Origin of the sequence: Shinella sp. CPCC 101442, from assembly GCF_024704725.1 — a bacterium.
Taxonomy (GTDB): Bacteria; Pseudomonadota; Alphaproteobacteria; order Rhizobiales; family Rhizobiaceae; genus Shinella.
Genome location: NZ_JALIQS010000007.1, coordinates 90,298 through 115,392, shown reverse-complemented (window position 1 = coordinate 115,392; position 25,095 = coordinate 90,298). Strand labels below are relative to the sequence as shown.

General features: G+C 62.5%; 25 protein-coding genes and 2 tRNA genes. 7 read left to right on the top strand and 20 right to left on the bottom strand.

Features of this window, described 5'->3' with window-relative positions; genetic code table 11:
• Positions 1 to 6: 6 nt before the first annotated feature.
• On the bottom strand, positions 7 to 429 hold the full coding sequence (locus MUO32_RS22920; protein WP_257950695.1) for a DUF4864 domain-containing protein: 423 nt from the start codon (positions 427 to 429) through the stop codon (positions 7 to 9).
• A gap of 189 nt (positions 430 to 618) precedes the next feature.
• Complete coding sequence (locus MUO32_RS22915; RefSeq protein WP_257950694.1) at positions 619 to 1,146, bottom strand: GNAT family N-acetyltransferase; 528 nt, start codon at positions 1,144 to 1,146, stop codon at positions 619 to 621.
• 320 nt (positions 1,147 to 1,466) lie between these two features.
• Between MUO32_RS22915 and MUO32_RS22910 the strand changes: the two genes are divergently transcribed.
• Positions 1,467 to 2,411, top strand: coding sequence for a phosphoribosylaminoimidazolesuccinocarboxamide synthase (locus tag MUO32_RS22910; protein ID WP_257950806.1), 945 nt, complete (start codon positions 1,467 to 1,469; stop codon positions 2,409 to 2,411).
• Here the strand turns inward: MUO32_RS22910 and MUO32_RS22905 are convergent.
• The 8 genes from MUO32_RS22905 to MUO32_RS22870 all read right to left on the bottom strand — a co-directional run bounded on the left by MUO32_RS22905 (position 2,399) and on the right by MUO32_RS22870 (position 10,198).
• Positions 2,399 to 3,226, bottom strand: coding sequence for an MBL fold metallo-hydrolase (locus MUO32_RS22905; protein WP_257950693.1), 828 nt, complete (start codon positions 3,224 to 3,226; stop codon positions 2,399 to 2,401). The genes MUO32_RS22910 and MUO32_RS22905 overlap by 13 nt on opposite strands.
• A gap of 2 nt (positions 3,227 to 3,228) precedes the next feature.
• Positions 3,229 to 4,008, bottom strand: coding sequence for a TatD family hydrolase (locus MUO32_RS22900; protein WP_257950692.1), 780 nt, complete (start codon positions 4,006 to 4,008; stop codon positions 3,229 to 3,231).
• 7 nt (positions 4,009 to 4,015) lie between these two features.
• Positions 4,016 to 5,566, bottom strand: coding sequence for a methionine--tRNA ligase (gene metG, locus MUO32_RS22895; protein ID WP_257950691.1), 1,551 nt, complete (start codon positions 5,564 to 5,566; stop codon positions 4,016 to 4,018).
• Between the two features lie 80 nt (positions 5,567 to 5,646).
• A complete protein-coding gene (locus MUO32_RS22890) occupies positions 5,647 to 6,678 on the bottom strand; it encodes a DNA polymerase III subunit delta' (RefSeq protein ID WP_257950690.1) in 1,032 nt (343 codons plus the stop codon).
• Positions 6,675 to 7,364: a dTMP kinase gene (tmk, locus tag MUO32_RS22885; protein ID WP_257950689.1), complete on the bottom strand. Its 690-nt coding sequence runs from the start codon at positions 7,362 to 7,364 to the stop codon at positions 6,675 to 6,677. Before tmk ends, MUO32_RS22890 begins: the two co-directional genes overlap by 4 nt.
• Positions 7,365 to 7,507: 143 nt before the next feature.
• Positions 7,508 to 8,671 carry a D-alanyl-D-alanine carboxypeptidase family protein gene (locus MUO32_RS22880; protein WP_257950688.1) on the bottom strand — a complete coding sequence of 388 codons (1,164 nt, stop codon included), beginning with the start codon at positions 8,669 to 8,671 and terminating at the stop codon, positions 7,508 to 7,510.
• Between the two features lie 70 nt (positions 8,672 to 8,741).
• Positions 8,742 to 9,761, bottom strand: a complete 1,020-nt coding sequence (locus MUO32_RS22875) for a septal ring lytic transglycosylase RlpA family protein (RefSeq protein ID WP_374708709.1) — start codon at positions 9,759 to 9,761, stop codon at positions 8,742 to 8,744.
• Between the two features lie 221 nt (positions 9,762 to 9,982).
• Complete coding sequence (locus tag MUO32_RS22870) at positions 9,983 to 10,198, bottom strand: hypothetical protein (RefSeq protein ID WP_257950687.1); 216 nt, start codon at positions 10,196 to 10,198, stop codon at positions 9,983 to 9,985.
• A gap of 247 nt (positions 10,199 to 10,445) precedes the next feature.
• Between MUO32_RS22870 and MUO32_RS22865 the strand changes: the two genes are divergently transcribed.
• The 5 genes from MUO32_RS22865 (at position 10,446) to ybaL (ending at position 14,102) form a co-directional block, all read left to right on the top strand.
• Positions 10,446 to 10,535: transfer RNA gene (locus tag MUO32_RS22865), tRNA-Ser, on the top strand.
• A gap of 339 nt (positions 10,536 to 10,874) precedes the next feature.
• Positions 10,875 to 11,087 (top strand): hypothetical protein, encoded by a 213-nt coding sequence (locus MUO32_RS22860; protein WP_257950686.1) that lies wholly within the window; start codon positions 10,875 to 10,877, stop codon positions 11,085 to 11,087.
• Between the two features lie 148 nt (positions 11,088 to 11,235).
• The gene (locus tag MUO32_RS22855) at positions 11,236 to 11,763 is read left to right on the top strand and encodes a DUF992 domain-containing protein (RefSeq protein WP_257950685.1); all 528 of its coding nucleotides are present in this window, start codon (positions 11,236 to 11,238) and stop codon (positions 11,761 to 11,763) included.
• Positions 11,764 to 11,889: 126 nt separating this feature from the next.
• Positions 11,890 to 12,237 carry a hypothetical protein gene (locus tag MUO32_RS22850; protein ID WP_257950684.1) on the top strand — a complete coding sequence of 116 codons (348 nt, stop codon included), beginning with the start codon at positions 11,890 to 11,892 and terminating at the stop codon, positions 12,235 to 12,237.
• Positions 12,238 to 12,314: 77 nt separating this feature from the next.
• Entirely contained in the window at positions 12,315 to 14,102 is a 1,788-nt protein-coding gene (ybaL, locus tag MUO32_RS22845; RefSeq protein ID WP_257950683.1) for a YbaL family putative K(+) efflux transporter, read from the top strand.
• A 63-nt stretch (positions 14,103 to 14,165) separates the two neighbouring features.
• Here ybaL and MUO32_RS22840 read toward each other — a convergent pair whose 3' ends face one another.
• The 7 genes from MUO32_RS22840 to pcsA all read right to left on the bottom strand — a co-directional run bounded on the left by MUO32_RS22840 (position 14,166) and on the right by pcsA (position 21,535).
• Positions 14,166 to 14,933: a FadR/GntR family transcriptional regulator gene (locus MUO32_RS22840; RefSeq protein ID WP_257950682.1), complete on the bottom strand. Its 768-nt coding sequence runs from the start codon at positions 14,931 to 14,933 to the stop codon at positions 14,166 to 14,168.
• A 138-nt stretch (positions 14,934 to 15,071) separates the two neighbouring features.
• Positions 15,072 to 16,142 (bottom strand): BMP family ABC transporter substrate-binding protein, encoded by a 1,071-nt coding sequence (locus tag MUO32_RS22835; RefSeq protein ID WP_257950681.1) that lies wholly within the window; start codon positions 16,140 to 16,142, stop codon positions 15,072 to 15,074.
• Positions 16,143 to 16,193: 51 nt separating this feature from the next.
• Entirely contained in the window at positions 16,194 to 17,114 is a 921-nt protein-coding gene (locus MUO32_RS22830; RefSeq protein WP_257950680.1) for an ABC transporter permease, read from the bottom strand.
• Positions 17,114 to 18,208 (bottom strand): ABC transporter permease, encoded by a 1,095-nt coding sequence (locus MUO32_RS22825; RefSeq protein ID WP_257950679.1) that lies wholly within the window; start codon positions 18,206 to 18,208, stop codon positions 17,114 to 17,116. Before MUO32_RS22825 ends, MUO32_RS22830 begins: the two co-directional genes overlap by 1 nt.
• Entirely contained in the window at positions 18,198 to 19,769 is a 1,572-nt protein-coding gene (locus MUO32_RS22820) for an ABC transporter ATP-binding protein (protein ID WP_257950678.1), read from the bottom strand. The genes MUO32_RS22825 and MUO32_RS22820 overlap by 11 nt, the downstream gene beginning before the upstream one ends.
• A 50-nt stretch (positions 19,770 to 19,819) precedes the next feature.
• Complete coding sequence (locus MUO32_RS22815; RefSeq protein WP_257950677.1) at positions 19,820 to 20,791, bottom strand: quinone oxidoreductase; 972 nt, start codon at positions 20,789 to 20,791, stop codon at positions 19,820 to 19,822.
• A 21-nt stretch (positions 20,792 to 20,812) separates the two neighbouring features.
• Entirely contained in the window at positions 20,813 to 21,535 is a 723-nt protein-coding gene (gene pcsA / locus MUO32_RS22810) for a phosphatidylcholine synthase (protein WP_257950676.1), read from the bottom strand.
• A 249-nt stretch (positions 21,536 to 21,784) separates the two neighbouring features.
• Here pcsA and MUO32_RS22805 point away from each other — a divergent pair, with 249 nt between their 5' ends.
• Complete coding sequence (locus MUO32_RS22805; protein WP_257950675.1) at positions 21,785 to 22,993, top strand: UbiH/UbiF family hydroxylase; 1,209 nt, start codon at positions 21,785 to 21,787, stop codon at positions 22,991 to 22,993.
• Here the strand turns inward: MUO32_RS22805 and MUO32_RS22800 are convergent.
• From MUO32_RS22800 to MUO32_RS22790, 3 genes are all read right to left on the bottom strand, one after another.
• Positions 22,961 to 23,923, bottom strand: a complete 963-nt coding sequence (locus MUO32_RS22800) for an AEC family transporter (protein ID WP_257950674.1) — start codon at positions 23,921 to 23,923, stop codon at positions 22,961 to 22,963. The two genes, MUO32_RS22805 and MUO32_RS22800, sit on opposite strands and share 33 nt — an antisense overlap.
• 44 nt (positions 23,924 to 23,967) lie before the next feature.
• A complete protein-coding gene (locus MUO32_RS22795; RefSeq protein ID WP_257950673.1) occupies positions 23,968 to 24,717 on the bottom strand; it encodes a cytochrome c biogenesis CcdA family protein in 750 nt (249 codons plus the stop codon).
• Positions 24,718 to 24,943: 226 nt separating this feature from the next.
• A tRNA-Lys gene (locus tag MUO32_RS22790) sits at positions 24,944 to 25,019 on the bottom strand.
• Positions 25,020 to 25,095 lie beyond the last annotated feature (76 nt).

The following is a 25,095-nucleotide window of genomic DNA, read 5'->3' as shown; positions in this document are numbered from 1 at the left end:
AGGCGGTCAGATTTCGGGACCAGGTGCTGCGCGCACCATGTGCACGCCGTTGATCTTGTAGCTGCCGTCCGGCTGCTTCAGGAGTTGATAGAGCGCCGTCCAGTCCTTGCCGTCAGGCCCCGAGATCAGCACTTCCTGCACCACCATGTCGCCCTCGACCTTGGAGCGGCCGAAGGCGAAATTACCCGGCCGGTAAACCGGCGCATATCCCTTCTTCACCATCTCGAAGAAGACGGCCTCATTGGGGAATTTTCCGCGGATGGTGGGCGAGGCGAAGGAGTAGGCGGTCTTCGCATCGTCGTTCAGAAAGGCGCCGATCTGGCTCTGGATGATGCCTTGCGCCGTGTCCACGGGCTCTTCCGCGCGCGCGGTCGCCAGCGAAAACAAGGGCATGGAAACGCAAAGAAACACGGCGGCAGGCAATCTCATGGCGCACACTCCCGTTTCAACGGAAGTTAGAGTAGCACGTGAAGTCGCCTAGGGCTGCTGCCGAAAAACAGGAATCCAGACAAAATCATGCGCGATAAAATTATTTAAAACCAATATATTGGAAAAGTTTTTTTAATTAAAAAGACGAATATCACTTGTTCGTGATATCTAGAGGAAAGACGTCTTCTTTCAGGACGAGGCTCGGCTCAGGACGATAATGTCGGAGTCCTGATAGACCGATCGCGCAAAGGATCGAAAACCGTGGCGCATGGCGAGGCTGAGCGACGCGGTGTTTCGGGGATCGATGATGCAGGTGATCGGCATGTCGGGATGGTTCGCCGCCGCCCAGACCCACATCGCCTCAAGCGCTTCGCTGGCATAGCCGCGGCCATGCATTTCCGGCAGCAGCCCCCAGCCGGCCTCCATCGTGTTTTCGATGCTCGGTATCATTTCCCGGCGCATCTCATGAAACCCGGCTTCGCCGACAAGATGCCCCGTGGCCTTGTCGGTGATCGCCCAGAAGCCGAAGCCCATGACCGCCCACATGCCGATATGACGAAGGAGGCGGGTCCAGGATTGTTCGCGCGTCAGCGGCACACCGCCGATATAGCGCACGGTCTCGGGCAAGGCCCACATGGCTGTCATGGCATCGAGATCGTCAGGTTGAAAACCGCGCAGGACAAGGCGGTCGGTTTCGAGCACGGGGATGTCGGTCATTTCGGTATCGCTGGTGAACGCAAAAGGGGTAACGGAGTGGCAAGCTACATGGATCATCAGTCATAGTCGACACCGGGCCGGCGAACTCCCATCACCAAAATCACGCTGCTATAACGGTATGGAGGGAGGCAATTCGCACTTCAAACTTGCCCCCACCCGGCTACATACAACAATCACATAAGATAGATTATGGAACCAGTTGATTTACCAAAAGCCTGAAAGACGCTGGAAATCCGGTTTGTGCCTTGACCCGGAACTGTCTGGAGCCGTAAGCGAACGACAGACGGAACCAACAGTGAAAGCCAGCCACGATGAGCGATCTGCGCATTCTCTCCGACGCCCATATTCCGGAACTGCCGAACCGCTACAATGGCAAGGTCCGCGAGAACTACGATCTTGCCGATGGCAGCCGTATCATCATCGCCACCGACCGCCTCAGCGCCTTCGACGTCATCCTGACGGCCATTCCCTTCAAGGGCGAAGTGCTGACGCAGACGGCGCGCTATTGGTTCGAGGAAACCGCCGATATCTGCCCGAACCACGTCCGGTCCTATCCGGATCCGAATGTCGTGATCGGCACGCGGCTCGATATCCTGCCGGTGGAAATCGTCGTGCGCGGCTATCTCGCCGGCACCACCAGCACCTCGATCCTCACCAAATACCGCAAGGGCGAACGCCAGATGTACGGCATCACGCTGCCGGATGGCCTGCGCGACAACGAGAAATTGCCCGAGCCGATCATCACGCCGACGAGCAAGGCGTTCGATGGCGGCCATGACGAACCGCTGTCCGGCCAGGAGATCCTCGATCAGGGCCTGTTGACCGCTGAACAATGGGAAATCGTTTCACGCTATGCACTGGCGCTTTTTGCACGCGGTCAGGCGCGTGCGGCCGAGCGAGGCCTGATCCTGGTCGACACCAAATATGAATTCGGTACGGACAAGGACGGCTGCATCGTGCTGGCCGACGAAATCCACACACCGGATTCGAGCCGCTACTGGATTGCCGAAAGCTACGCGGAAAGCTTTGCCAAGGGCGGTCGCCCGGCAAGCTTCGACAAGGATTTCGTCCGCGCCTGGGTCACCGAGCGCTGCGATCCCTACAAGGATCCGATCCCGGAAATCCCGCGCGATCTCGTCGAGCAGACATCCAAGGTCTATATCCAGGCCTATGAGCAGATCACCGGCAAGGCCTTTATGCCGGACCTGTCCGGCGCAACGGTGCTGGAGCGCATCCGCGAAAACCTGAAACCTTATTTCAGCTGATCGTCCGAAAGTTCGATCTCGAAGCGAAGACCATCAAACGCCGGTTCGACATGATCCGGCGTTTCCTTTTGCACCGTGTCGTAGTCGAGCGGCACATGCATGTGGGTCAGGATGGCGCGCGCCGGCTTCAGCCGCTCGATCCATTCCAGCGCCTGGCCGAGCGACAGGTGGCTCGAATGGAAACGATACTGCAGCGCATCGACGATCAGTACGTCGAGGTTCTGGAGTCGCGGCACGGTCTCTTCCGGAAAATCGCTGACATCGCTGCAATAGGCGATATCGCCGATGCGGAAGCCCAGCGAATGGATCGAGCCGTGGATCTGGAGGTGCGGCTGGAAGGTAATGGAACCCCCTCGCCCATGGATCGTCACCGGCGCATCCCGGGGTTCGATCAGGTTTTCCGTCACGATCGGCGGATACAGGCTGCCTTCCGGCGTCCTCAGGCAGTAGCCGAAACCTTCGCGGATGCGCTCCATCGTCGGCGCATCGGCCCAGATCGGCACCTGCCGGTGGTTCTGCAGCACGAAGCCCCTGATATCGTCAATGCCGTGAATATGATCGGCATGTGGATGGGTGTAGAACACCGCGTCAATGTCTTCGACGCCGGCCGCGATCATCTGCACGCGAAAATCCGGGCCCGTATCGATGACGACAGTCGTCACGCCGTCCGGCCCGAACTGTTCCACGAGGAAGGCGGCGCGGGTACGGCGGTTTTTCGGGTTGGCGGGATCGCAGGCGCCCCAATCGCCGGTGATGCGCGGCGTGCCGGGCGAAGAACCGCAGCCGAGGATGGTGAAGCGCCGCCGGTAGATCACGGCTACACCCGTGGCATCTTCGAGAAGATGCGGAAGGCGTTTTCCGTGGTGATGCGGGCGATCTCCTCGACGCTGACGCCGACTGTTTCCGCAAGCACCGCCGCGGTATGGGCGACATAGGCCGGTTCGTTGCGCTTGCCCCGGAACGGTTTCGGCGCAAGATACGGTGCATCGGTCTCGACCAGCATGCGCTCCAACGGCACGGTCCTGGCGATCTCGCGCAACTCCTCGGATTTCGGGAAAGTGAGGATGCCCGAGAAGGAGACGTAGCCGCCGAGTTCGACACCGATGCGGGCGAGCTCCGGGCCGGAAGAGAAACAGTGCAACAGGAAGGGGAAGGCGCCCTTCTCCGTCTCATCGCTCAGGATCGCCGCCATATCCTCATCCGCAGAACGGCTGTGGATGACGAGCGGCAGGCCGGTTTCCCGGGCGGCGGCAATATGGTTGGTGAGGCCGATCGCCTGCGCCTCGCGTGGTGCATTGTCGTAGAAGTAGTCGAGACCCGCCTCCCCGATCGCCACGACGAGCGGATGCTTCGAAAGCGCCACCAGCTCCGCCACGGTGATGTCCAGCTCCTCATCCGCATTGTGCGGATGCGTGCCCACCGAGCAGAAGACAGAGGGATAGCTTTCGGCGATCGCCAGGATCTCCGGGAACTTTTTCACCCGCGTCGAGATGGTGATCATCTGCCTGACGCCGGCCGCGTGTGCCCGCGCGACGATATCGTCGCGCTCCACGGCGAAATCCGGAAAATCCAGATGGCAATGGGTGTCGATCAGCATCGCGGCATCAAGCCTCGGGGGCGACATAGCGCGGGAAGACCGGGGTCGGTGCTTCCAGCGGCGTTCCCGCAACGAGGCGGCCCGCCGCGCCGAGCGCCGAGAAATCGCGATTTTCGACAGGCGCTGCGACGAGGTCGAGCAGCTTGCGGCTCGATTGCGGCATGTAGGGCTGCAGCAGGATCGCGATCTGACGCACCACTTCCGCGGTGACATAGAGCACGGTGCCCATGCGCACGGGGTCGGTCTTTTTCAGCGCCCACGGCGCCTCGCCGGCAAAGTAGCGGTCGGCCTCCGAAACGACCGCGATGATCGCCGCCAGCGCCTTGTGGATCTGCTGCTTGCCCATTTCCTCGCGGGTGATCGCATGCAGCGCATCGACCGAGGCAAGCATCGCGCGGTCGGCGTCCGAGAGTTCGCCGCACTCCGGCACCTTGCCGTCGCAGTTCTTGACGATCATCGACAGCGAACGGCTCGCGAGGTTGCCGATGCCGTTGGCGAGATCGGAGTTGATGCGGATGGCGATACCCTCCTCGCTATAGCTGCCGTCCTGGCCAAAGGAGACTTCGCGCAGGAAGAAATAGCGGATCGGGTCGAGGCCGAAATGGTTCACGAGATTGACCGGATCGACCACGTTGCCGAGCGACTTCGACATCTTCTCGCCCTTGTTGAGCAGGAAGCCGTGGGCGAAGACTCGCTCCGGCAGCGGCACGCCGGCCGACATCAAGAAGGCCGGCCAGTAGACGGCATGGAAGCGAATGATGTCCTTGCCGATGATGTGGATGTTCGCCGGCCAGTATTTTGCCCGCGGCCCCTCGGGGTCCGTAAGGTAGCCGGTCGCGGTGACATAGTTCGTCAGCGCGTCGACCCAGACATACATGACATGGGCCGGATCGCCCGGAACCGGAATGCCCCAGTCGAAAGTCGTGCGTGAGACCGAGAGATCCTTCAGGCCCGACTTGACGAAGGAGACCACCTCGTTGCGGCGTTCGGCCGGACCGATGAAATCGGGATTGTCCTCGTAGTGCTTCAGCAGCCTGTCCTGATAATCCGACAGACGGAAGAAGTAGCTCTCCTCCTCGACCCACTCGACGGGTGTGCCCTGCGGGCCGTAGCGCACGCCGTCGTCGCGCTTTTCCGTCTCGTTTTCCTGGTAGTAGGCTTCGTCACGCACGGAGTACCAGCCGGCATAACCACCCTTGTAGATGTCGCCATTGGCTTCCATGCGGCGCCAGATTTCGGCACAGGCTTCGTAATGACGCTCTTCGGTCGTGCGGATGAAGTCGTCGTTCGATGCATTAAGAAGAACGGCCATCTGCTTGAATTCGGCAGAATTTCTGTCTGCGAGCTCACGCGGCGTAATGCCTTCCTTGCGTGCCGTCTGCTGCATCTTCTGGCCATGCTCATCCGTGCCGGTCAGGAAGAACACATCGCGCCCGTCGAGCCGCTGGTAGCGCGCCATGGCATCCGTCGCGATCAGCTCGTAGGCATGGCCGATATGCGGCTTGCCGTTCGGATAGGAAATGGCGGTCGTGATGTAGAAGCGGTTCGTATCGGTCATGGCGGGTGCGTTCTGTCTTCGGTTGTGCAATGCCGCAAGGTATTAGACCATGCGGGCGCAGAGGGAAACAGCAAGTTGATTTAAAGCGAGGCCCTGATGTCGTCGAGCACGCTGATGATCGTCTGCTTGCGATCGAGGTTGTAGCCCTGCGCGATGGCGATGCGCTCGCCGAGTTGCGAGGAAAGCTGGGCGAGACGGTCGGCGCGGGAAATGTCGCCGGCAAGGGCGGCGCTTCGGGCGGCGGCAGTGACGAAATCGGTGGCGTGCTGGCAGAAGAAGGAGAAGACCGTCTCGCTGTCCTTGGCCGACAACACGTCGGCAAGTTTGTGCACGTCGCGGCGCGGCGGTTCGGCGGGCGCTTCCACGATCGTGCGGAAGGCTTCCACGATGTCGAAACCACCGTAGTTCGTGAGCTTCAGGGCTTCCGAGACGCTGCCATGCGCGGCGGATAATACGTCCCCTGCCCGCGGTCCGCTCGGTGTCGCGCCAAGGCTGTCGAGCGCGGCTGCGAGCTCGTCTTCCGACAGCGGCGCCAACGCAAGCGGCAGGCAGCGCGAACGGATGGTCGGCAGCAGCTTGCCTGGAGCGTGGGTCAGCACCAGGAAGAGCGAGCGCTTCGGCGGCTCCTCGAGGATTTTCAGGATTGCGTTGGCGGCATTGCGGTTGAGGTCGTCCGCGGGGTCGATGATGACGATGCGCCAGTTGCCGGTGCCGGAGGTCTGCGCCAGGAATTTCCCTGCCCTGCGCACCTCGTCCACCGTGATCGCCGACTTCACCTTGCCGCTCTTCTCGTCGACGGGCCGTGTCAGATGGAGCAGGTTGTGCGACGCGCCGGCGACGAGCTGGCGGGTGATCGGCGAGGCGGGCGATGGATCGGCAATGTGCTCCGGCGCCTCCGCAGGCTCGGGATGGTGGAGGACGTGGTTGGCAAAGCGGAACGCAAGTGTCGCCTTGCCGATGCCCTCCTGCCCCTCGATCAGGATGGCATGATGCCCCTTGCCGGATCGGTAGGATCGCGCCAAAAAATCCTGCGCCTCGGCATGGCCGAACAGTTTCGTCTGTTCGGCCGGGTGCACGGCGCCGTCAAGAATGCCGGGACGATCGTCGCTCACGAGACGTGCTCCGGATCGGGATGGCCATGCGCATTGATCGGTAGCAGCGGATCGACGATGGCGAGCACCTGCGCGGCGATCGCTTCCGGCGTCAACGTCGCGTCCACCACGCGGCAGCGCAGCGGTTCATGTTCGGCAATGTCCAGAAAGGCCTCGCGGCGCTTTTCGTGCGTCTCCAGCTCTTCCTTCTCGAAGCGGTCGGGCTGTTCGCTTTCGCCCGGGCCGGCGCTGCGTTTTCGCGCACGTTCCAGGCCGATTGCCGCGGGGAGGTCGAAGATGATGGTGCAGTCGGGCGTCACACCGTTGATCGCCACGCGTTCCAGCGCTTCGACGAACGGCTGCTCCAGATTGCCTGTTATGCCCTGGTAGACCCGCGACGAATCCATGAAGCGGTCGCAGAGCACCACCGTGCCGGTCGTCAGCGCGGGGCGGATGACCTCTTCGACATGGTCGCTACGCGCAGCCGCGAAGAGAATGGCCTCCATGCGGATACCGTAGGCCTCTGCAGCGCCGGACAGGAGAACGTGGCGCACGGCTTCCGCCCCCCTGGAGCCGCCGGGCTCGCGCGTCATCAACACGGTGAGGCCGCGTGCACGCAACGCTTCCGCCAGAAGCCGGATCTGGGTCGACTTTCCAGCGCCTTCGCCGCCTTCAAACGTGACAAACAAACCGGGTGCGGCCGACAAATCCTGTTTCCGTTCCAGTGGCTGCTTTCGCAGCCCTTCCGACGATATCCGCCGAGGCGGAGACGAGTCGGACCACTACTAACCGATGTTTCCGGCCGGCGAAACGCTTTTCGGGCCGCCCCGCCGCATCCCAACCAAAGAAGTCATATCCAGAAGAAGAAGAGTTCGATCAGCGCATCGACCGCCCGGGCATGCAACGTGCCCTCGCCCACCGTACCGGCCGTCTTCACCGGCACCTCGCGCAAGAGCTGCTTGTCGTTCCAGATCTTCAGCGTCCCGACCGCCTTGTCCGGCTCGACCGGCGCGCGGATCGGCCACGTATAGACGACGCGCGCAACAAGCCGTTGCGAATTGTCCTTCGGCAGGAACACATCCACCTGCTCGCCGGCAACCAGCGGCACTGTCGATGCATCGCCGCCATAGACGGATGCATCGGCAATCGCCTCGCCTTGCTTGAACAGGGTGCGCCGCTCGAACGACGAAAGCGCCCATTCGATGATGCGCCGCGATTCCTCGATGCGCGCCTTTTCGCTTTCCATGCCGCCCATGGCCAGCAGCAGATGTTTGCCGTCCCTGTTGACGGCCGCGACGATGGAGTAACCGCCCTCCTCCGAAAACCCGGTGACGAAGCCCGTCACGCCGATGTTGAGCGCGAGCAGCGGATTGCGGTTACGCTGCTTGATCTTGTTCCATTCGAATTCCGGCTCGGCATAGTAGCCCATGCGCTCCGGATAGGTGGTCTGCAGGTGCCTGGCGAGCAATACCATCTCACGCATCGTCACCTTGTTGGCCGGGTTCGGCAGGCCGGTCGCATTGGCGAAGGTGGATTTTTGCAGGCCGAGGTCCCGCGCCTCCCTGTTCATGCGCTCGACGAAGGCCGTTTCCGAGCCTGCCATGCCTTCGGCCAGGACAATGCAGGCATCGTTGGCGAACTGCACCGTCACGCCGCGCACAAGGTCCTCCACCCTCACATTGGATTTCAGCGCGGCAAACATGGTGGAGGTGCGCGACGGCGCGCCGCCGGTGCGCCAGGCATGCTCGGTGACGGGATACTGGGTTTCGAGCGTGATCTCACCGCCGGCAAGCGCCTTGAAGGCCGTCGCCATCGTCATCAACTTGGCGAGCGAGGCGGCCGGCACCAGTTCATCTTCCGCGCGGGCGAAGAGCACCGTGCCGGTCTCGGCCTCGATCAGGTAGACCTGCTTGGCCTTGACGTCAAAACCCGCCTGCGGCGCTGCCGACTGGGCATGCGCGAGGTTCGGCAGGGACAGAAAAACAAAGAGAAAAACGAACAGGCTGCGATGCATGGCGACTCCGGATGTCGTCACACTCCCACAGCTGTCGGCGTTGCGCAAACGGCTGTGATGCCGCAGGCCATCAGCCTGCGTTGTCGGGAAGCGCGGAGAGCGGCGTCAGCTGGCCGTCGAGTGTCAGGATGGCATCGAAGGCACCGGCGGCATCGCGCACGCGTTCATCCGCATAGGCGGCCGCATAGCTCGGCTCGGCGGAAAGCTGCGGCACGTAGTTCGGCCGTTCCATCGGCAACGGACCGATTTCCGGCAGCAACGCGAACTGCGCTTCCATGGCCTGGAACGCATCCGACGTGGCCTGCGTCTTGTTGAGTGCCGTCATCGTGCTTTGATCCGGGACCTTCAGCACATTCTCCTCGGCCCCGACGCCCGGCAGGGACCGGCTGTCGGCGGAGGCCACCATCACGCCCGTTGCGATCTGGCCACCCGGATCCACGACAGGAACACGCGAGCCCTTCGTGACGTAGGATGCCATGAGATAAGGTGTGTCGTTGCCCTCGAGCGGAGCCTTGCCGACATATTGCACGCGCACCTTGGCCGTGCCCGTGCGCTTCATGTCGAGCAGGTCGGCCGTTTTGGAAGACACGTCGATAACGCGGCCCTCGTGGAAGGGGCCACGGTCGTTGACGCGCACGATGACGGACGTGCCGTTCTCCATATTGGTGACGCGCGCATAGCTTGGAAGCGGAAAGGTCGGGTGGGCGGCGGAAAGATGATAGCGGTCATAGACTTCGCCATTCGCCGTCCGACGGCCGTGGAACGCCGAGCCGTACCAGGAGGCAAGGCCGGTCTTGTTGTAGCCCGGCTCTTCCTTCGGCTTGTACCATTTGCCGCGGACCTGATAGGCCTTGCCGAGCTGGTAGCGACCGCCGCCCTTCGGCACGGCCTGCCCGTCCTCGATGACGCGCGGACTTGCTTTCACGCCGTATTCGGACTCAGAAAAAAACTCCTTGCTGCGGACTTTTTTCTTCGGTGCCGGGGTGGTCGTCGCGCAGGCGGCGAGGCCGGCGCAGACCAACGGAATTGTCAGCAACCTCAAGCCCAAGCCGAACCGGGTCGCATTCTTCGAGATAGTATTATGTCCCACGCCGCTATTGTCCCCGACGGTGCGCCAGCCAACTGCCTTGCCCCTGCAAGTTAGCCGTCAATGCCACTCAGTAAATAACAGTACGTTAATCATGCCAGTAACATGGCAAAATTGCGAATGATTGGGAATCCGAAGGCCAGCTTCGGTGATTTATGGTTTCCGCTTGGTTAATTCATGGCACGGGAGGCGACGTCGATGCGCCTCCCCGCAGGAAAACCCCGTCAGGACGCCCGCACCTGCAGGACATCGAACAACTGATCGGGATCACGCACACCATGGCGGTACAACGTGATGATCGACCGCGCCAGCGCGCGCGCGCGCATCTCATCGAGCGTGGGCGCCTGGACGGAGGTCAAACGAACGAAAACACACTGCAGGATATCGAGATCCTGCGGTTCAAACATGCCGATATGCGTGGGGTCTCGAAGCACGTCCATCTTGCTGCCTCCCCTGCTCGCATCCATCCCGCAACATTGCTTTCGGGTGCCTCATGAAGCTACGATCACAATGCGTCAGCAACAAGTCGGGAAAAGTTGCACTGAGGCCCGGCGCCCTCTCTAAATAGAGGCATCTCGTCGTTGACGATGCCATCAAAGCTGCTAAAAAGCCGCAACGTCGAGGGGATGAACCGCAAGCGCGGCTTTACGGCTTTTCCAAAACCGGGAAAACACCGCCTCGAACGATGGAAGAGTGTCCGAGTGGTTTAAGGAACCGGTCTTGAAAACCGGCGTGCGGGAAACCGTACCGTGGGTTCGAATCCCACCTCTTCCGCCAATGCTCTCCCATACCCGATACATTTGGTTCGGCAACGCCGGTCCGAGACGCAGCGCGAATGTCAGAACATGGAATTGTGCGACGCAACCTTGATTTGACCACAATCCCCTCCTATATCCCCGTCATCGGTAATTGCTTGAGAGCGCTGGAAAGCCTCTGCCGCTCGCAATGGCCGCCATCACCTGATGCCCTTGACCACGGATGTACTGGCACTGGTGAATAGGTGATGATGAGGAAGGTCGGTGCGTTTTCGCCCCGGCCTTTTTTGTTGCCTGTTGCTGCGCGGAACAATCGCGCCGCCTCCCCGGTTTCCGCCTACCACACCAACGGAGGCTGAGCATGGAAACGACACCGACCGCAAAACTTGCCGCAGAATATCTCCGTCTCGGCGGCGGACGGCTTGCGGCGATCGACGACAACACGGTCAGTACCCGGCAATGGGTTCATGGGACGCAGGAGGCCCAGGCATTCTGGAACGAGAAGATCGCCTCCCTCGATGAAGCGCGCCGTGACGAGGTCATGATGCACCTGCCCACGATCAACGGTGTGTGACCGGAAAGCGACGGCGCTCCTCTTCCTGTCGCTGCGGCGCCTGCTGCCCCTACTCCGCCACGATCTTCGCCATCAGATGACAGGCGACCGGGAACCAATGCACCGGATTCGCCGTTATCGTGCCAGCAGAACGAGAAGGAGAGCACAGATGAACAAGAAGCTTGGAGCGGTTTTCGCCCTTACCCTGGCGCAGGCGGTGGCATCGACGGCCGGCGCGGCCGACATGGCCTCCCGCGATCGGGAGCCCGTCTATGTCGAACGCGGTGGCGATCGCGACGGCATCAAGATCGGCATGCTGACCTGCGATGTGGGCGGCGGCCTCGGCTATGTCCTCGGTTCGGCGAAGTCCATCGACTGCGTCTTCAAGTCAACCCGCGGCCGGCAGGATGTCTACAGCGGCGTGATCCGCAAGATGGGCGTCGATGTCGGCTTCACCACGCAGGGCCGCATCGTGTGGGCAGTCTTCGCCCCGACGGCCGGCTACCATGAAGGTTCGCTCGGCGGTCTTTATCAGGGCGCGACGGCCGAAGCGACCGTTGGCGTGGGCATCGGAACGAACCTGCTCATCGGCGGCACCTCGGGCTCGATCCAGCTGCAGACGGTCAGCATCAGCGGCCAGATCGGCCTGAACATTGCCGCGACCGGCACCTCCGTGACTTTGACGCCCCAGGGCTGAGAAACAAAGGCCGGGCGGTTCAACCGTCCGGCCTTGTTCAAAATAAACCGCCTTGGGCCGGATCTCCGATCCACCGGCGTGTCCGAATCGGGTAGGTCTGGGAGAGGCACTGCAACGGAGGCGGACATGCTTGAAAGCACCGACATCGAACTCGAAGAAGAGCGGCTGAAGCAACTCGACATCCTGGCCGCAGAGCGCGCCATGACGCCGCCGGACCTGCTCGGCCACTATTCCTCCGGCTCCTTTGGCTTCCACGAGGCAGTGCATACCACCTCCATCGTGCTCGACCTCGTCGATGACCAGTTGCTCCATCATCCGGCGATTGCTGGTAACAGCGAATGGTTCCGGCTGGCCGCAAAAGCAAGCGAATCGCTGTTCAACCTTTACCAGTCGATGGGCGCGGCGCAACTTGCGATCCGCAATACGGATGAGGGCAAGCGCCCGGAAGACCTTAACGCCAGCAACGACGACTGATCATTTTCGCCTTGCGGAGACCCGGCGACCACCCTACCCTATCCCCTTGAATTCCCACGGAATCAGGATAGACACGCTTGCCTCATGCGACACCACTGATCGCAACGCTGGTCGCCGGCATCTGTCTCGCTTTTGTCGCGGGGCTCGTCGCGCATCGCTTTCGCCTCCCGCCGATCGCCGGTTATCTTCTCGCCGGCGTGATCATCGGCCCCTTCACGCCGGGCTTTGTCGCAGACCAGAGCCTGGCGAACGAACTGGCGGAGATCGGCGTTATCCTTTTGATGTTCGGCGTCGGCCTGCATTTTTCCCTGAAGGATCTTCTCTCCGTCCGCGCCATCGCCATTCCCGGCGCGATCGGGCAAATAGCGGTGGCGACGGTTTTCGGCCTCCTGCTTGGCCTTGCCATGGGCTGGTCCGCCGGCAGCGGATTGGTCTTCGGCCTGTCGCTGTCGGTTGCCAGTACCGTTGTGCTTTTGCGCGCGCTGCAGGAACGGCGCATGGTGGAGACGGAGAAAGGGCGCATTGCCGTCGGCTGGCTGATCGTCGAAGACCTCGTCATGGTGCTGGCGCTCGTGCTGCTGCCACCGCTCGCCGGCATGCTGGGCGGTACGGCGCAGACGGCCAATGTCGATCCTGACCTCACGAGGGCACTGGGTCTCGGCGAAGTCTGGACGGCGGTCGGCGTTACGGCACTCAAGGTGTCGGCCTTCATAGCGCTGATGCTCATCGTCGGCCGCAAGGTCATTCCGATGATCCTGCATTATGTCGCCCATACAGGGTCGCGCGAACTCTTCCGCCTTTCGGTGCTGGCCATTGCGTTGGGTGTCGCTTACGGATCGGCGAAACTTTTCGGGGTTTCCTTCGCGCTCGGCGCATTCTTCGCCGGCATGGTTCTGGCGGAATCGCAGCTCAGCCAGCAGGCGGCGCGCGAAACGCTGCCACTGCGCGATGCCTTTGCGGTGCTGTTCTTCGTCTCGGTCGGCATGCTGTTCGATCCGGTCAACCTGCTCGAACGTCCGCTCGCCATCTTCGCGACGATCTTCACTATCGTCTTCGTCAAGTCGGCCGTCGCTTACCTTATCGTCAAGACTTTCGGTTATCCGCGGACGATCGCACTGACGATCGCCGCGAGCCTTGCCCAGATCGGCGAGTTCTCCTTCATCCTCGTCGTGCTCGGTGTTGGGCTCAACCTTCTGCCCCCCGTAGCGCAGGACCTCATCGTTGCCGGCGCGCTGTTTTCCATTCTCGTCAATCCGCTGCTTTTCATGGCCGTCGATCACTACGGGGCGAAGCTGGAAGCACCGGCGGTCGCGCCGGACCCTGCGGAGAGCGGCGATGCCGCACCGCAGGCCGAAGAACCGACCTTCACGGAAGCCGCTCCCGAGCCCACCACCCTCACCGACCACGCGGTCGTCGTCGGTTATGGCCGCGTCGGAAAGCGCATCGTCGAGCGGTTACGAGCCGCAGGCGTTCCACTGCTGGTCATCGAGGAACGGGCCGGTGTCGCAGAGGCTCTGCGAGAGGCAGGCATCGAAGCGATCGGCGAGCCGGCCGGCAGTCGCGGCGTGCTCGCGCAGGCCAACATTGCCGCGGCACGCTGGTTCGTCACCGCCATTCCCGATGCCTTTGCCTCGGGCACGCTGATCGAGCAGGCGCGCGGGGCAAATGGTGCCCTTTCCATCGTGGCGCGCGCCACGTCGCAGGCGGAAGCCGACCACCTGCGCCAGTTCGGCGCCAATCATATTGTGATCGCAAAGGACCAACTCGCCGCGGCGATGGCCGACACGCTGCTTGCAGGGGAGGCAACGCACAAGCCAACTGCGGATGCGGAGAGGCAGGGTGAACTCAATCTGACCGCCCCCTGAACAGCAAACGACCAGCCCAACGACAAGGGCGCTCCCGCGCGAGGGAACAACACCTGAAACGGGCTATTTTTCTTCGCGCAACGCCTGTACGACGCGCTCGCGGCCGACCCGGATGACATTTTCCATGGCGCGGCGCGCGCCGTCCTCGTCCCGCTTGTCGATCTCCTCGACGATGCGGATGTGGGTGGCCGCGACATCGCCGATCTTGCCGCGATCCGCAGCCGGCGAGCTGAGCTTGAAGACTCCGACAAGGCCAGCCTCGATCAGGCTGCCGACGGTGCGCAGGAAAGGATTGCGCGAGGCCTCCAGCACCGAGAGGTGGAATTTCAGATCCGCCATGGCAAGCGTTTCGGCCGTATGCTCGGGGTCGCCCATGGCGACGGCAAGGCGCATCATCTGGCTGATATCGGCCTCCGAGGCATGCCTTGCGGCCAGTGCGGCGGCATGGGGCTCGAAGGCAAGGCGCACTTCGGAAAGGTGCAGCAGAAAATCCTCGTTGACGCCGACGGCGAAATACCAGGTGAGGATATCGCTGTCGAAGAGGTTCCACTGGATGTTGGGCGTTACGCGCGTGCCGATGCGCGCGCGCGGCACGACGAGGCCCTTTGCCGCAAGTGTCTTCATGGCTTCGCGCAGAACCGTGCGCGACACCTTGAAGCGCGCAGCCAGCTCCGCATCGCCCGGCAGCGTCGATCCCACGGGATATTCACCCGCGATGATGGACCGTCCCAGCGCATTGACCACCTGCGCATGGCTGGTGCGCGTGCTCACGCCGCTGATGACCGTCTCAAGCAAACCTTTGCGCAAAAAGTCCCCTCCTCCGCTCCGCATCACCCCTTTAGATGCGGAACATCCGGCAGGTATAGAGCCACGCGCCGATTCCGCAAAGCCTGAACGCGTCACACATCCTTCGCAAACGAAAAAGGCGCCCTAGAGGGCGCCTTTCGTATCGATTTGGTATGCGACCACTTACTTCGGCAGCTGGTCGTCAACGCCGGCGATGTAGAAGTTCATGCCAAGCAGCGTGCCGTCGTCGGACACGGCGCCATCAGCCAGCCAGTCGGAACCGTCCTGCTTCTTGATCAGACCGGTGAAGGGGTGCAGTTCGCCGGAGCGAATCTTCGCTTCGGTTTCTTCCGCCAGCTTCTTCACGTCGTCAGGCATGTTGGTGTAGGGCGCCATGGTCAGGATGCCGTCCTTCAGGCCGTCCCAGACCTGCTCGGACTTCCAGGTGCCGTCGAGAACGGCCTTGGTGCGCTTGATGTAATAGGCGCCCCAGGTGTCGACGATCGCGGTCAGCTGTGTTTCCGGACCAGCCTTGATCATGTCCGAAGCCTGGCCGAAGGCCTTGATGCCACGTTCGGCGGCTACCTGCATCGGCGCGGTCGTGTCGGTGTGCTGGGTCAGGATGTCGACGCCCTGGTCGATCAGCGCCTTGGCCGCATCGGCTTCCTTGCCCGGATCGAACCAGGTGTTGGCCCAGATGACCTTGACCTTGAAGTCCGGGTTCACCGACTGGGCGCCATGTACGAAGGCGTTGATGCCCATCACGACTTCCGGGATCGGGAAGGAAGCGATATAGCCGGCGACGCCCTTCTGGGACATCTTGGCGGCGATGATGCCCTGAATGTAACGGCCTTCATAGAAGCGCGAGTTGTAAGTCGCGACGTTCGGAGCCGACTTGAAGCCGGTGGCGTGCTCGAACTTCACGTCCGGGAATTTTTCCGCGACCTTGACCGTGGCATCCATGAAGCCGAACGACGTGGTGAAGACGGCAGCGCAGCCGGAACGGGCCATGCGCTCGATCGCGCGCTCGGCATCCGGGCCTTCCGGCACGCTTTCGAGGAACGGCGTTTCGATCTTGTCGCCGAATTCGGCCTGCAGCGCCTGGCGGCCGATATCGTGCGCCTGGGTCCAGCCGCCGTCGGTCTTGGAGCCGACATAGATGAAGCAGATCTTCGTCTTGTCCTGTGCGCTGGCAGCGGCGGCGAAACCCAGCACGGCGGCCGATGTTGCGAGAGCGAGAATGATTTTCTTCATTTTATCCTCTGTGGTTAATAGGAGTGGTTGTTTCCCGTCTTCTTGTTCTTTTCAGCGATCGGGCACGAACGGCTTGCCAAGGCAGGCTGGCGTGTTGATCTGCGTCATGCGCCTGTTATGCGATATCAGGATGAGTACGACAACCGTGGCGATGTAGGGAAGCGCCGACAGGAACTGCGACGGAATACCGATGCCGAAGGCCTGCGCGTGGAGCTGGCTGATCGATACCGCGCCGAAGAGATAGCCGCCCGCCAGCACCCGCCAGGGGCGCCAGGAGGCAAAGACGACGAGCGCGAGCGCAATCCAGCCGCGCCCCGCCGACATGTTCTCCACCCATTGCGGCGTATAGACCAGTGAGAGCTGCGCGCCGGCAAGGCCCGCACAGGCGCCACCGAACATTACGGCGAGGTAGCGCGTGCGGATGACATGGATGCCGAGCGCGTGCGCCGAGCCATGGTTGTCGCCGATGGCGCGGATCTTCAGGCCCGCGCGGCTCTTGAACAGGAACCAGTTGACGCCGATCACCAGCGCGATCGACACGTAGAAGATGATATCCTGCTTGAAGAGCAGCGGGCCGAGGAACGGAATGTCCGACAGGAGCGGAATGACGATCGGTTGCAGCTTGGTGCCGGACATGCCGACATAGGGCTCGCCGATCTGGCCGGAAATGCCGAGGCCGAGAATGGTCAGCGCCAGACCTGTCGCCACCTGATTGGCGACGAGCGTCAGCGTCAGGAAACCGAAAAGCAGCGAGAACAGCGCGCCGCCGGCAATGCCTGCAAGGATGCCGATATAGGGCGAACCGGTAATCTGCGTGGCGGCAAAGGCGATGGCTGCGCCCATCACCATCATGCCCTCGACGCCGAGATTGAGAACGCCCGAGCGTTCCGTCACGAGTTCGCCGATGGACGCGAGTACCAGTGGCGTCGCCGCGGTGATGACGGTGAGGAGGATCGCTTCGACGATACCCATCAGTGCGCGCCCCCTTCATTGGACTGGCCGAGGCGGGCGAAGACCAGCCGGATCTTGTACTGGATGAGCGTATCGCAGGAGAGCACGAAGAAGAGCAGCAGGCCCTGGAAGACGCGGGTGACCTTGTCGGAGACGCTGAGCGTCAGCTGTACCGCTTCTCCACCCACATAGGTCAGGGCGAGGAACAGACCAGCCGCGATGATTCCGAGCGGATTGAGGCGCCCGAGGAAGGCGACGATGATGGCGGTGAAACCATAGCCGGGCGAGATAACCGGCTGGAGCTTGCCGATGGTGCCGCTGACTTCTGCAATGCCGGCAAGACCGGCAAGGCCGCCGGAAAGCAGCATCGAGAACCAGATCATGCGCTTGGAAGAGAAACCGGCAAAACGCCCTGCCCGCTCCGACTGGCCGAGCACGGTGATCTCGAAGCCCTTGAGCGTATAGCGCATCATGATCCAGAGACCGACAGCCGCGACAATGGCCAGCGCGAAGCCGAGATTGGCGCGGCCCGACGAGATGAGTTCGGGCAGGATGGCCTCTGGCGCGAAATCCCGCGTGACCGGGAAATTGTAGGCATCCGGGCTGCGCCAGGGGCCGCGCACCAGCCAGTCGAGGAAGAGCTGCGCGATATAGACCAGCATCAGGCTCGTCAGGATCTCGTTGGTGTTCATATGCGCCTTGAGAAAGGCGGGGATGGCGGCATAGAGCGCGCCGCCGATCATGCCGAAGATCAGCATCAGCGGCAGGACCAGCGAGGAATGCCATTCATGGAAGACGACCGGCACGATGGACCCGGCAATCGCGCCGGCGATGAACTGGCCCTCGGCGCCGATGTTCCAGTTGTTCGAGCGATAGCAGACCGACAGGCCCGCGCCGATCAGGATAAGCGGCGCGGCCTTGATGGCGATCTCGTGCAGCGACCAGACGTCGAGCAACGGCTCGATGAAGAAGCTGTAGAGCGCCGCACCTGGATCCTTGCCGAGCAGCGCGAACATGATCCCACCGGCGACCACGGTCAGCGCCAGCGCAAGAAAGGGCGAGACGATGGAATAGAGCGTCGATGGATTGGCGCGCTTTTCAAGTTCAATGCGCATGGGCCACCTCGCCTTCCGTCTTGCCGTACATGCCGCCCATCAGGAGACCGATCTTCTCCCGCGTCAGGTCGTGAGCCGGATACGAATCCGAAAGCCGCCCTTCGCTGATGACGGCGATCTCGGTGGCGACCTCGAAGATTTCATCGAGGTCCTGGCTGATGACGAGCACCGCCGAGCCGGATTTGGCGAGATCGACAAGCGCCTGGCGAATGCGGCTTGCCGCCCCGGCATCGACACCCCAGGTCGGCTGGTTGACGATCAGCACCGCGGGCTGGCGGTCCAGTTCGCGGCCGACGATGTATTTTTGCAGATTGCCGCCAGAGAGCGAACCGGCCGCCGGGTTCTCGCCGCTCTTGCGCACGTCCATCGTCTCGGAAATGCGCTTGGATGCGATGCGCACCACAGCCTGCCTGATGATGCCGAGCAGGCCGCCGGCCAGAAAGGTCTTACGGTCGGACTGGCTGCGCGCCAGGACGAGATTGTCGGACAGCGGCAGGGTCGTCACGGCGGCGTGGCCATGGCGCTCTTCCGGCACGAAGCCGGCGCCCATCAGGCGGCGCGCGGTAATGCCGAGATTGCCGGCCGCCTTGCCACGGATGGAAACCGCAGTCGGATCCACCACCGGATACTCGCCCGAGAGCGCGTCGAAAAGCTCGCCCTGCCCGTTACCGGCAACGCCCGCGATCGCCAGAACCTCGCCGCTGCGGACCTTGAGACAAACATTCTTGAGCGCAACCGCAAAGGGCGTGCGCGACGGCACGGTGAGGTGCCGGGCCTCGAGCAGCACGTCACCTTTGGTGTTGGTGCCAGCGGCGCTCACCGAGGCGACATCGCTGCCTACCATCATGCGCGCCAGGGAGGCGGGTGTCTCCTTGCGCGGATCGCAAGCACCGGTGACCTTGCCGTGGCGCAGCACGGTCGCCCGGTCGCAGATGCGCTGCACTTCCTCCAGCCGATGGCTGATATAGAGCACCGAGCGTCCCTCGGATTTCAGCTTGGCGAGCGTCTCGAACAGACGGTCGGCTTCCTGCGGCGTCAGCACCGAGGTGGGTTCGTCGAGGATGATGAGTTCCGGGTTCTGCAACAGCGCGCGCACGATCTCGATGCGCTGGCGCTCGCCGACCGAGAGATCGGCGACATGCGCGTTCGGATCGAGCGGCAGGCCGTAGAGATGGGAGAGACGCGAGGCCTCTTCCGCGACCTTGGAAAGCGAAATGCCCGGGCTCAGCGACAGCGCGATGTTTTCCGCCACCGTCAGCGCCTCGAACAGCGAAAAATGCTGGAAGACCATGCCGATGCCGATGCGGCGCGCGGCTCCGGGGCTTGCTATGCGCACAGCTTCGCCCTTCCAGAGGATCTGGCCGCTGGTGGGTGCGAGAACACCGAAGAGCATTTTGACGAGGGTGGATTTGCCGGCACCATTCTCGCCCAGAAGGGCGTGGATTTCACCGGATTTGATGTCGAGGTCGATGCCGTTGCATGCGGCAAAAGACCCGAACAGCTTTGTCAGGTTGCGGACAGCCAGCAACGGGCTGCCCTCGGACGCTCCAACGGCTGACACGCTTCCCCTCTTTCCTGCGATCTCGATCCCCTGCGCCCGTTCGGGTCGTTTCAGGGAATGAGCAACGTCGTTCCACTCGTTTTTCTTGCTTCCAGATCCGTGTGCGCCTGCCCGGCATCCGCCAACGAATAAGTCTGATTAATATTGATACGCACTTTGTTGCTCTGCACAACATCAAAGAGCGAGTTTGCACATGCATCGAGTGCGGCGCGCGTCGCAATATAGGCAAACAGCGTGGGTCGGGTGGCGTAAAGCGACCCCTTCTGCGCGAGCAGGCCCATGTTGAACGCCTCGACCGGGCCGGAGGAATTGCCGAAACTGACGAAGAGGCCGCGCGGCTTCAAGCAGTCCAGCGACTGCGGGAACGTATCCTTGCCGACGGAATCGTAGACGACGTCGACGCCTGCCCCGTTTGTCAGGTCGCGGACGCGGGCAACGAAATCGTCCTTGCCGTAATCGATGACATGGTCATAGCCATGTGCCAGCGCCAGATCGATCTTCGCCTGCGAACCGGCGGTGCCGATGACGGTCGCGCCGAGCGCCTTGGCCCATTGTCCGGCAATCAGGCCGACGCCGCCGGCGGCGGCATGAAACAGGATCACGCTGCCGGGCTTCACAGGATAGGTCTGAAGCAGCAGATATTGCGCCGTCATGCCCTTCAGCATCATCGCCGCCGCCGTTTCCAGCGAAATACCGTCCGGCACCTTCACGAGATGTTTGGTCGCGACATTGCGCTCGGTCGCATAGGCGCCGTCCGCCGAGGCATAGGCGACGCGCTCGCCGATTGCGAAATCCGTCACGCCCTCGCCAAGAGCGGTGATCGTGCCCGCACCTTCTTTACCGGGTATGAACGGCGGCTCGGCCTTGTAGAGGCCGGTACGGAAATAGACGTCTATGAAGTTGAGGCCGATCGCCGCCTGACGGATCTGGACTTCGCCCGGTCCGGGGGCGCCAAGCGCGACGTCCTCGAGCTTCAGAACCTCAGGTCCGCCGAGAGTGCGGATGACGATCGCCTTGGTCATGTCAGTTCTCCCGATAGTCTGTTACCGGCCGAGTTTTGGAAAAGCCTGCAGCACCGCGCCGACGCCGTAGAGATAGAGCCCCGTCGCCACGACGCCCCAGACCACCCAGTCCGGCGTATCGAAATGCAGGAGCAACGCATAGCCGCTGAGAAGAGACCAGACGAAGAAGATGCCGAGATTGAGCGGCCGCAGCCGCTGAACACGCACCGGATGCAGGAAGTTGATGGGCATGAACGTCAGGAAGACGGAGACGAAGACGATGATCGACGCCGTCAGCTCGCTCGCCTTGATGACGAAGAGCGTGAACACCACCATGTTCCAGACGACCGGGAAGCCGGAGAAGAAATATTCGTCCGTCTTCATGCCCATGTCTGCATAGTAGATGGCGCTCGACACCACGATGGCGCCCGCGGCCACGAAGGACCAAGGCTCGCCGATCATGCCGCTCTGGTAAAGCGCAAAGGCGGGCAGCAGCACATAGGTCACGTAGTCGATGACATTGTCCAGCGTGTCGCCGGACCAGTTGGGAAGAACTTCCTTGACGCGCACTTTTCGCGCGATCGGGCCATCGATGCCATCGACGAGAAGCGCCAACCCGAGCCACCAGAACATATCGACGAAACGATGCTCCGCCGCCGCCACGACGCCGAGAAAAGCCAGGAACGAGCCGGACGCCGTCAGCATATGAACGGAAAAGGCGCGGATTTCCGCGTAGGGCACGCGCTTGTAGTTGAAGAACTTCATTGCCGTTCGCTGTCCATCCCTTGGGGCTTTGATCTCGGCCGCGATCCGCCGAACACGCCCTCTTGTGCCGTCACGTCAGGTAATATGCATTGATTGCCCGGCACTTCCAGCGAAAATCGGTTGTCCGTCAAGCGCTTCGGCGGCCTGCGCGGATTCATCCCATGGAAATTGCCTCTTTGCCGGCCTAGTTCTCATGGAGTAGAAGCACTGCAAATCTGTGGGTAACGCGTGCCCCTTGCGAGGTTGGCCATGAGGGAATTCGATATTGCGATCGTCGGCGCCGGCCTTGCCGGCAGCCTTGCGGCGCTTGCGCTGTCCGATTCGGGCCGCAGCGTTGCGCTGATCGCCCCGCCCGCGCGTGCCGCCGATGGCCGCACCACGGCGCTGATGGACCAATCCATCGCCTTTCTGAAGACGCTCGGCCTCTGGGACGACATCGCCCCGCAGGCCGCGGCCCTCGAAACGATGCAGATCCTCGACGGCACGGCCCGCCTCCTGCGCGCGCCGCCCGTTGCCTTCCGCTCCGGCGAGGTCGGCCTGAACGCCTTCGGTTACAACATTCCCAACGCCCCCTTCATCGAAGCGCTCGATGCCCGCATTGCCGCCAATGGCAACATCGTGCGCGTGGCCAACGGCGTGACTGTCGCCAGCAGCTTCGAAAACGGCGTAGAGCTGGTGCTCGACGATGGCGAGCGCGTGCTCGCCCGCCTCGTTGTCGGCGCGGATGGCCGGAAATCAAAGATCCGAGAGAGTGCCGGCATAGGCGTACGCACCTGGTCCTATCCGCAGGCAGCACTCGTTTTGAATTTTTCGCACGACCGGCCACACGGCAATGTCTCGACGGAATTCCATACGGAAAGCGGCCCCTTCACCCAGGTTCCGCTGCCGGGTCGCCGCTCCAGTCTGGTCTGGGTGCTGCCACCGCGGGAGGCGACACGCCTGTGCGGCCTTTCCGAATCCGCTCTCGGCCAAGCCGTCGAAACGCGTATGCAATCCATGCTCGGCAAGGTCACCGTCGAAGGCGGCGCACAGAACTTTCCCCTGTCTGGCATGACGGCTGATCGCTTCGGCAAGGGCCGCGTCGCGCTGGTCGGCGAGGCCGCGCACGCCTTCCCGCCGATCGGCGCCCAGGGCCTCAATCTCAGCCTGCGCGACATCATGGCCTTGAAGGACCTGCTGCAAACAGCCGAGCCCACCGCCTATGACGGCATCGGCGACCGTTTCGACCGCAAGCGCCAGGCGGATATCCGCTCGCGCACGCTGAGCGTCGATCTGCTCAACCGCTCGCTGCTGTCGGATTTCCTGCCCGTGCAGTTCCTGCGCTCGGCGGGGCTGCATCTCCTGTCAGCGCTCGGCCCGCTGCGCAGCATCGTCATGCGAGAGGGCATCGAGCCGGGCGGATCGTTCAAGGCGTTTCGCGATACGCTAAGGGAACGGGTCGCCCGCAAGCAGGCCTGACTTGATGAGATAGAGCAGGATCGTCACCGTCGCGACCGACAGCACCGTCGTGATGAGGATGGTCGCGGACGCCCGCTCCTGCCAGACGCCGTATTGCTGGCCAATGACGAACACATTGGTCGCCGTCGGCAGGGCGGCAAGCAGCACGGCGGTAAAAACCCAAACCGCATCGAAATTGCCGGCAAGCCCGAGTACCAGATACATCGTCACCGGCAGCAGCAGAAGTTTTGCCGGCACGATGTAGCCGATTTCAACGGGCACGCGCTTCAGCGGGCGTAGCGCCAGTGTCACCCCCATGGCAAAAAGCGCGCAAGGTGCGGCCGCCTGGGCCAGATAGTCGATCAGGCGCTGCAACGGCGCCGGGGCCTCGAAGCATGCAAAAGCCGCGACGAAACCTGCGGCCGTCGCGATGATAAAGGGATGCGTGACGATTTTCTTCGCCACGCCGGCAGCAATCTGCAACGGAGCCTGCTTTTCCCCACCGCCCATCGCCATCAGCGCGGGGGCCACCATGAAATGCAGCATGTTCTCGAAGCAGAAGACCAGCGCAACCGGCACCGCCGCCGGCTCGCCGAAGGCCAGCAGCGCCAGCCCCGGTCCCATATAGCCGATATTGCCATAGGCCGCTGCCAGTCCCTGCACCGTCGCCTCACCGATCGTCGCGCGCCGGAGGCAGAGCCCAACCGCGAAGATCAGACCGAAGACGAGATAGGTCGCGCTGATATTGGCGATGATGAAATCGACGCGCGTCAATTGCTCGATCGGCGTCCTCGCCACCAGCTTGTAGAACAGCGCCGGCAGCGCGATGTAGATGATGAACGTATTGAGCCAGCCAAGTGCATCGACCGGCTGTTTCGTGATCCTCGCGACCACATATCCCAAGAGGATCATGCCGAAGAACGGCAGAACCAGTCCGATGATGTCAGCCATGAGCCGAAGCCTGCTCCCGCTCTCTTCCGAGAATGATATCCCGACTAGCCGATTTGCGAGAGAATGGGAAACGTTTGCTGGAACCAGATGGCGACGGCGCTGATGTAACCGAAAATGAAGGCGAGGCCGGTGAGGATCAGCAGCACCCCCATGACCTTCTCCACCGCGCCGAGATGGCGGCGGAACCGCACGAGGAAGCGCATGAAAGCCCCGGAAAAGCCGGCCGCGATCCAGAACGGAACCGCAAGGCCGAGCGAATAGACGGCCAGCAGGGCCGCTCCGTCGCCCACCGTCTCGCGCGCCGCGGCAATCCCCAGGATCGCCCCCAGCACCGGCCCGATGCACGGCGTCCAGCCAAAGGCGAAGGCAAGGCCCATGATGTAGGCGCCCGACGCTGTCGCGGGCTTGCCGCCGCCCTGGAACCGCGCCTCACGGGCGAAAAGCCCGATGCGCAGCAGCCCGAGAAAATGCAGGCCCATCAGGATGATGATGACGCCACCGATCTGGGCGAGCAGGTCGAGATGCCGCCGCAGCACCATGCCGATGGTTGAAGCCCCCGCCCCGAGCGCCACGAAGACGGTCGCAAAGCCCAGCGTGAAGAAGAACGCCGCAAGCAGCACCGCCCCGCGCGTATCCCGCCGCACCGCCGCCGCTTCCCCGCCGCGGAACTGATCCACCGAAATGCCCGCCATGTAACAGAGATAGGGTGGCACGAGCGGCAGCACGCAGGGCGAAAGGAACGAGAGCGCTCCCGCCAGAAGCGCACTCCAAAGAGAAATATCGGCAATCGACAAGGGGCTACTCCGAGACGTCCTGAAGAGGTGACCGATGGCAAACACGGGCCGCCCCCCTCCGTGGGTGCCATCTGATAGCCCCGCCGCCCCCCTCCTGCCAATCACCTTTTGGAGAACGCGGCGAAATGTCTTGGACACAATCCCGCATTCGCAGGTGCTGCCATCATATCGGCTGAGAGGTCGTCTTCAAAAATCCACCGCTACCCTGTCTGACAACGGTGGTCGGTGGTGAGCGCGCAGGGATTCGAACCCTGGACCTACTGATTAAAAGTCAGTTGCTCTACCGGCTGAGCTACACGCTCCCGAGCGGTGCAAGGCGCCCCGCGGAAGTGGGCGGAACATATGCATGAGGTTCCGTCGGGTCAACCCGGAAAATGC

Coding starts and splice junctions, on each gene's coding strand:
- pcsA (WP_257950676.1), bottom strand. CDS start 21,535: ATGAAGTTCTTCAACTACAAGCGCGTGCCCTACGCGGAAATCCGCGCC.
- metG (WP_257950691.1), bottom strand. CDS start 5,566: ATGACCGATACGAACCGCTTCTACATCACGACCGCCATTTCCTATCCG.
- MUO32_RS22800 (WP_257950674.1), bottom strand. CDS start 23,923: ATGGCTGACATCATCGGACTGGTTCTGCCGTTCTTCGGCATGATCCTC.
- MUO32_RS22835 (WP_257950681.1), bottom strand. CDS start 16,142: ATGAAGAAAATCATTCTCGCTCTCGCAACATCGGCCGCCGTGCTGGGT.
- MUO32_RS22825 (WP_257950679.1), bottom strand. CDS start 18,208: ATGCGCATTGAACTTGAAAAGCGCGCCAATCCATCGACGCTCTATTCC.
- MUO32_RS22860 (WP_257950686.1), top strand. CDS start 10,875: ATGGAAACGACACCGACCGCAAAACTTGCCGCAGAATATCTCCGTCTC.
- MUO32_RS22815 (WP_257950677.1), bottom strand. CDS start 20,791: ATGACCAAGGCGATCGTCATCCGCACTCTCGGCGGACCTGAGGTTCTG.
- MUO32_RS22830 (WP_257950680.1), bottom strand. CDS start 17,114: ATGGGTATCGTCGAAGCGATCCTCCTCACCGTCATCACCGCGGCGACG.
- MUO32_RS22805 (WP_257950675.1), top strand. CDS start 21,785: ATGAGGGAATTCGATATTGCGATCGTCGGCGCCGGCCTTGCCGGCAGC.
- MUO32_RS22840 (WP_257950682.1), bottom strand. CDS start 14,933: ATGCGGAGCGGAGGAGGGGACTTTTTGCGCAAAGGTTTGCTTGAGACG.
- MUO32_RS22855 (WP_257950685.1), top strand. CDS start 11,236: ATGAACAAGAAGCTTGGAGCGGTTTTCGCCCTTACCCTGGCGCAGGCG.
- MUO32_RS22880 (WP_257950688.1), bottom strand. CDS start 8,671: ATGCATCGCAGCCTGTTCGTTTTTCTCTTTGTTTTTCTGTCCCTGCCG.
- MUO32_RS22900 (WP_257950692.1), bottom strand. CDS start 4,008: ATGCTGATCGACACCCATTGCCATCTGGATTTTCCGGATTTCGCCGTG.
- MUO32_RS22850 (WP_257950684.1), top strand. CDS start 11,890: ATGCTTGAAAGCACCGACATCGAACTCGAAGAAGAGCGGCTGAAGCAA.
- MUO32_RS22870 (WP_257950687.1), bottom strand. CDS start 10,198: ATGGACGTGCTTCGAGACCCCACGCATATCGGCATGTTTGAACCGCAG.
- MUO32_RS22915 (WP_257950694.1), bottom strand. CDS start 1,146: ATGACCGACATCCCCGTGCTCGAAACCGACCGCCTTGTCCTGCGCGGT.
- MUO32_RS22920 (WP_257950695.1), bottom strand. CDS start 429: ATGAGATTGCCTGCCGCCGTGTTTCTTTGCGTTTCCATGCCCTTGTTT.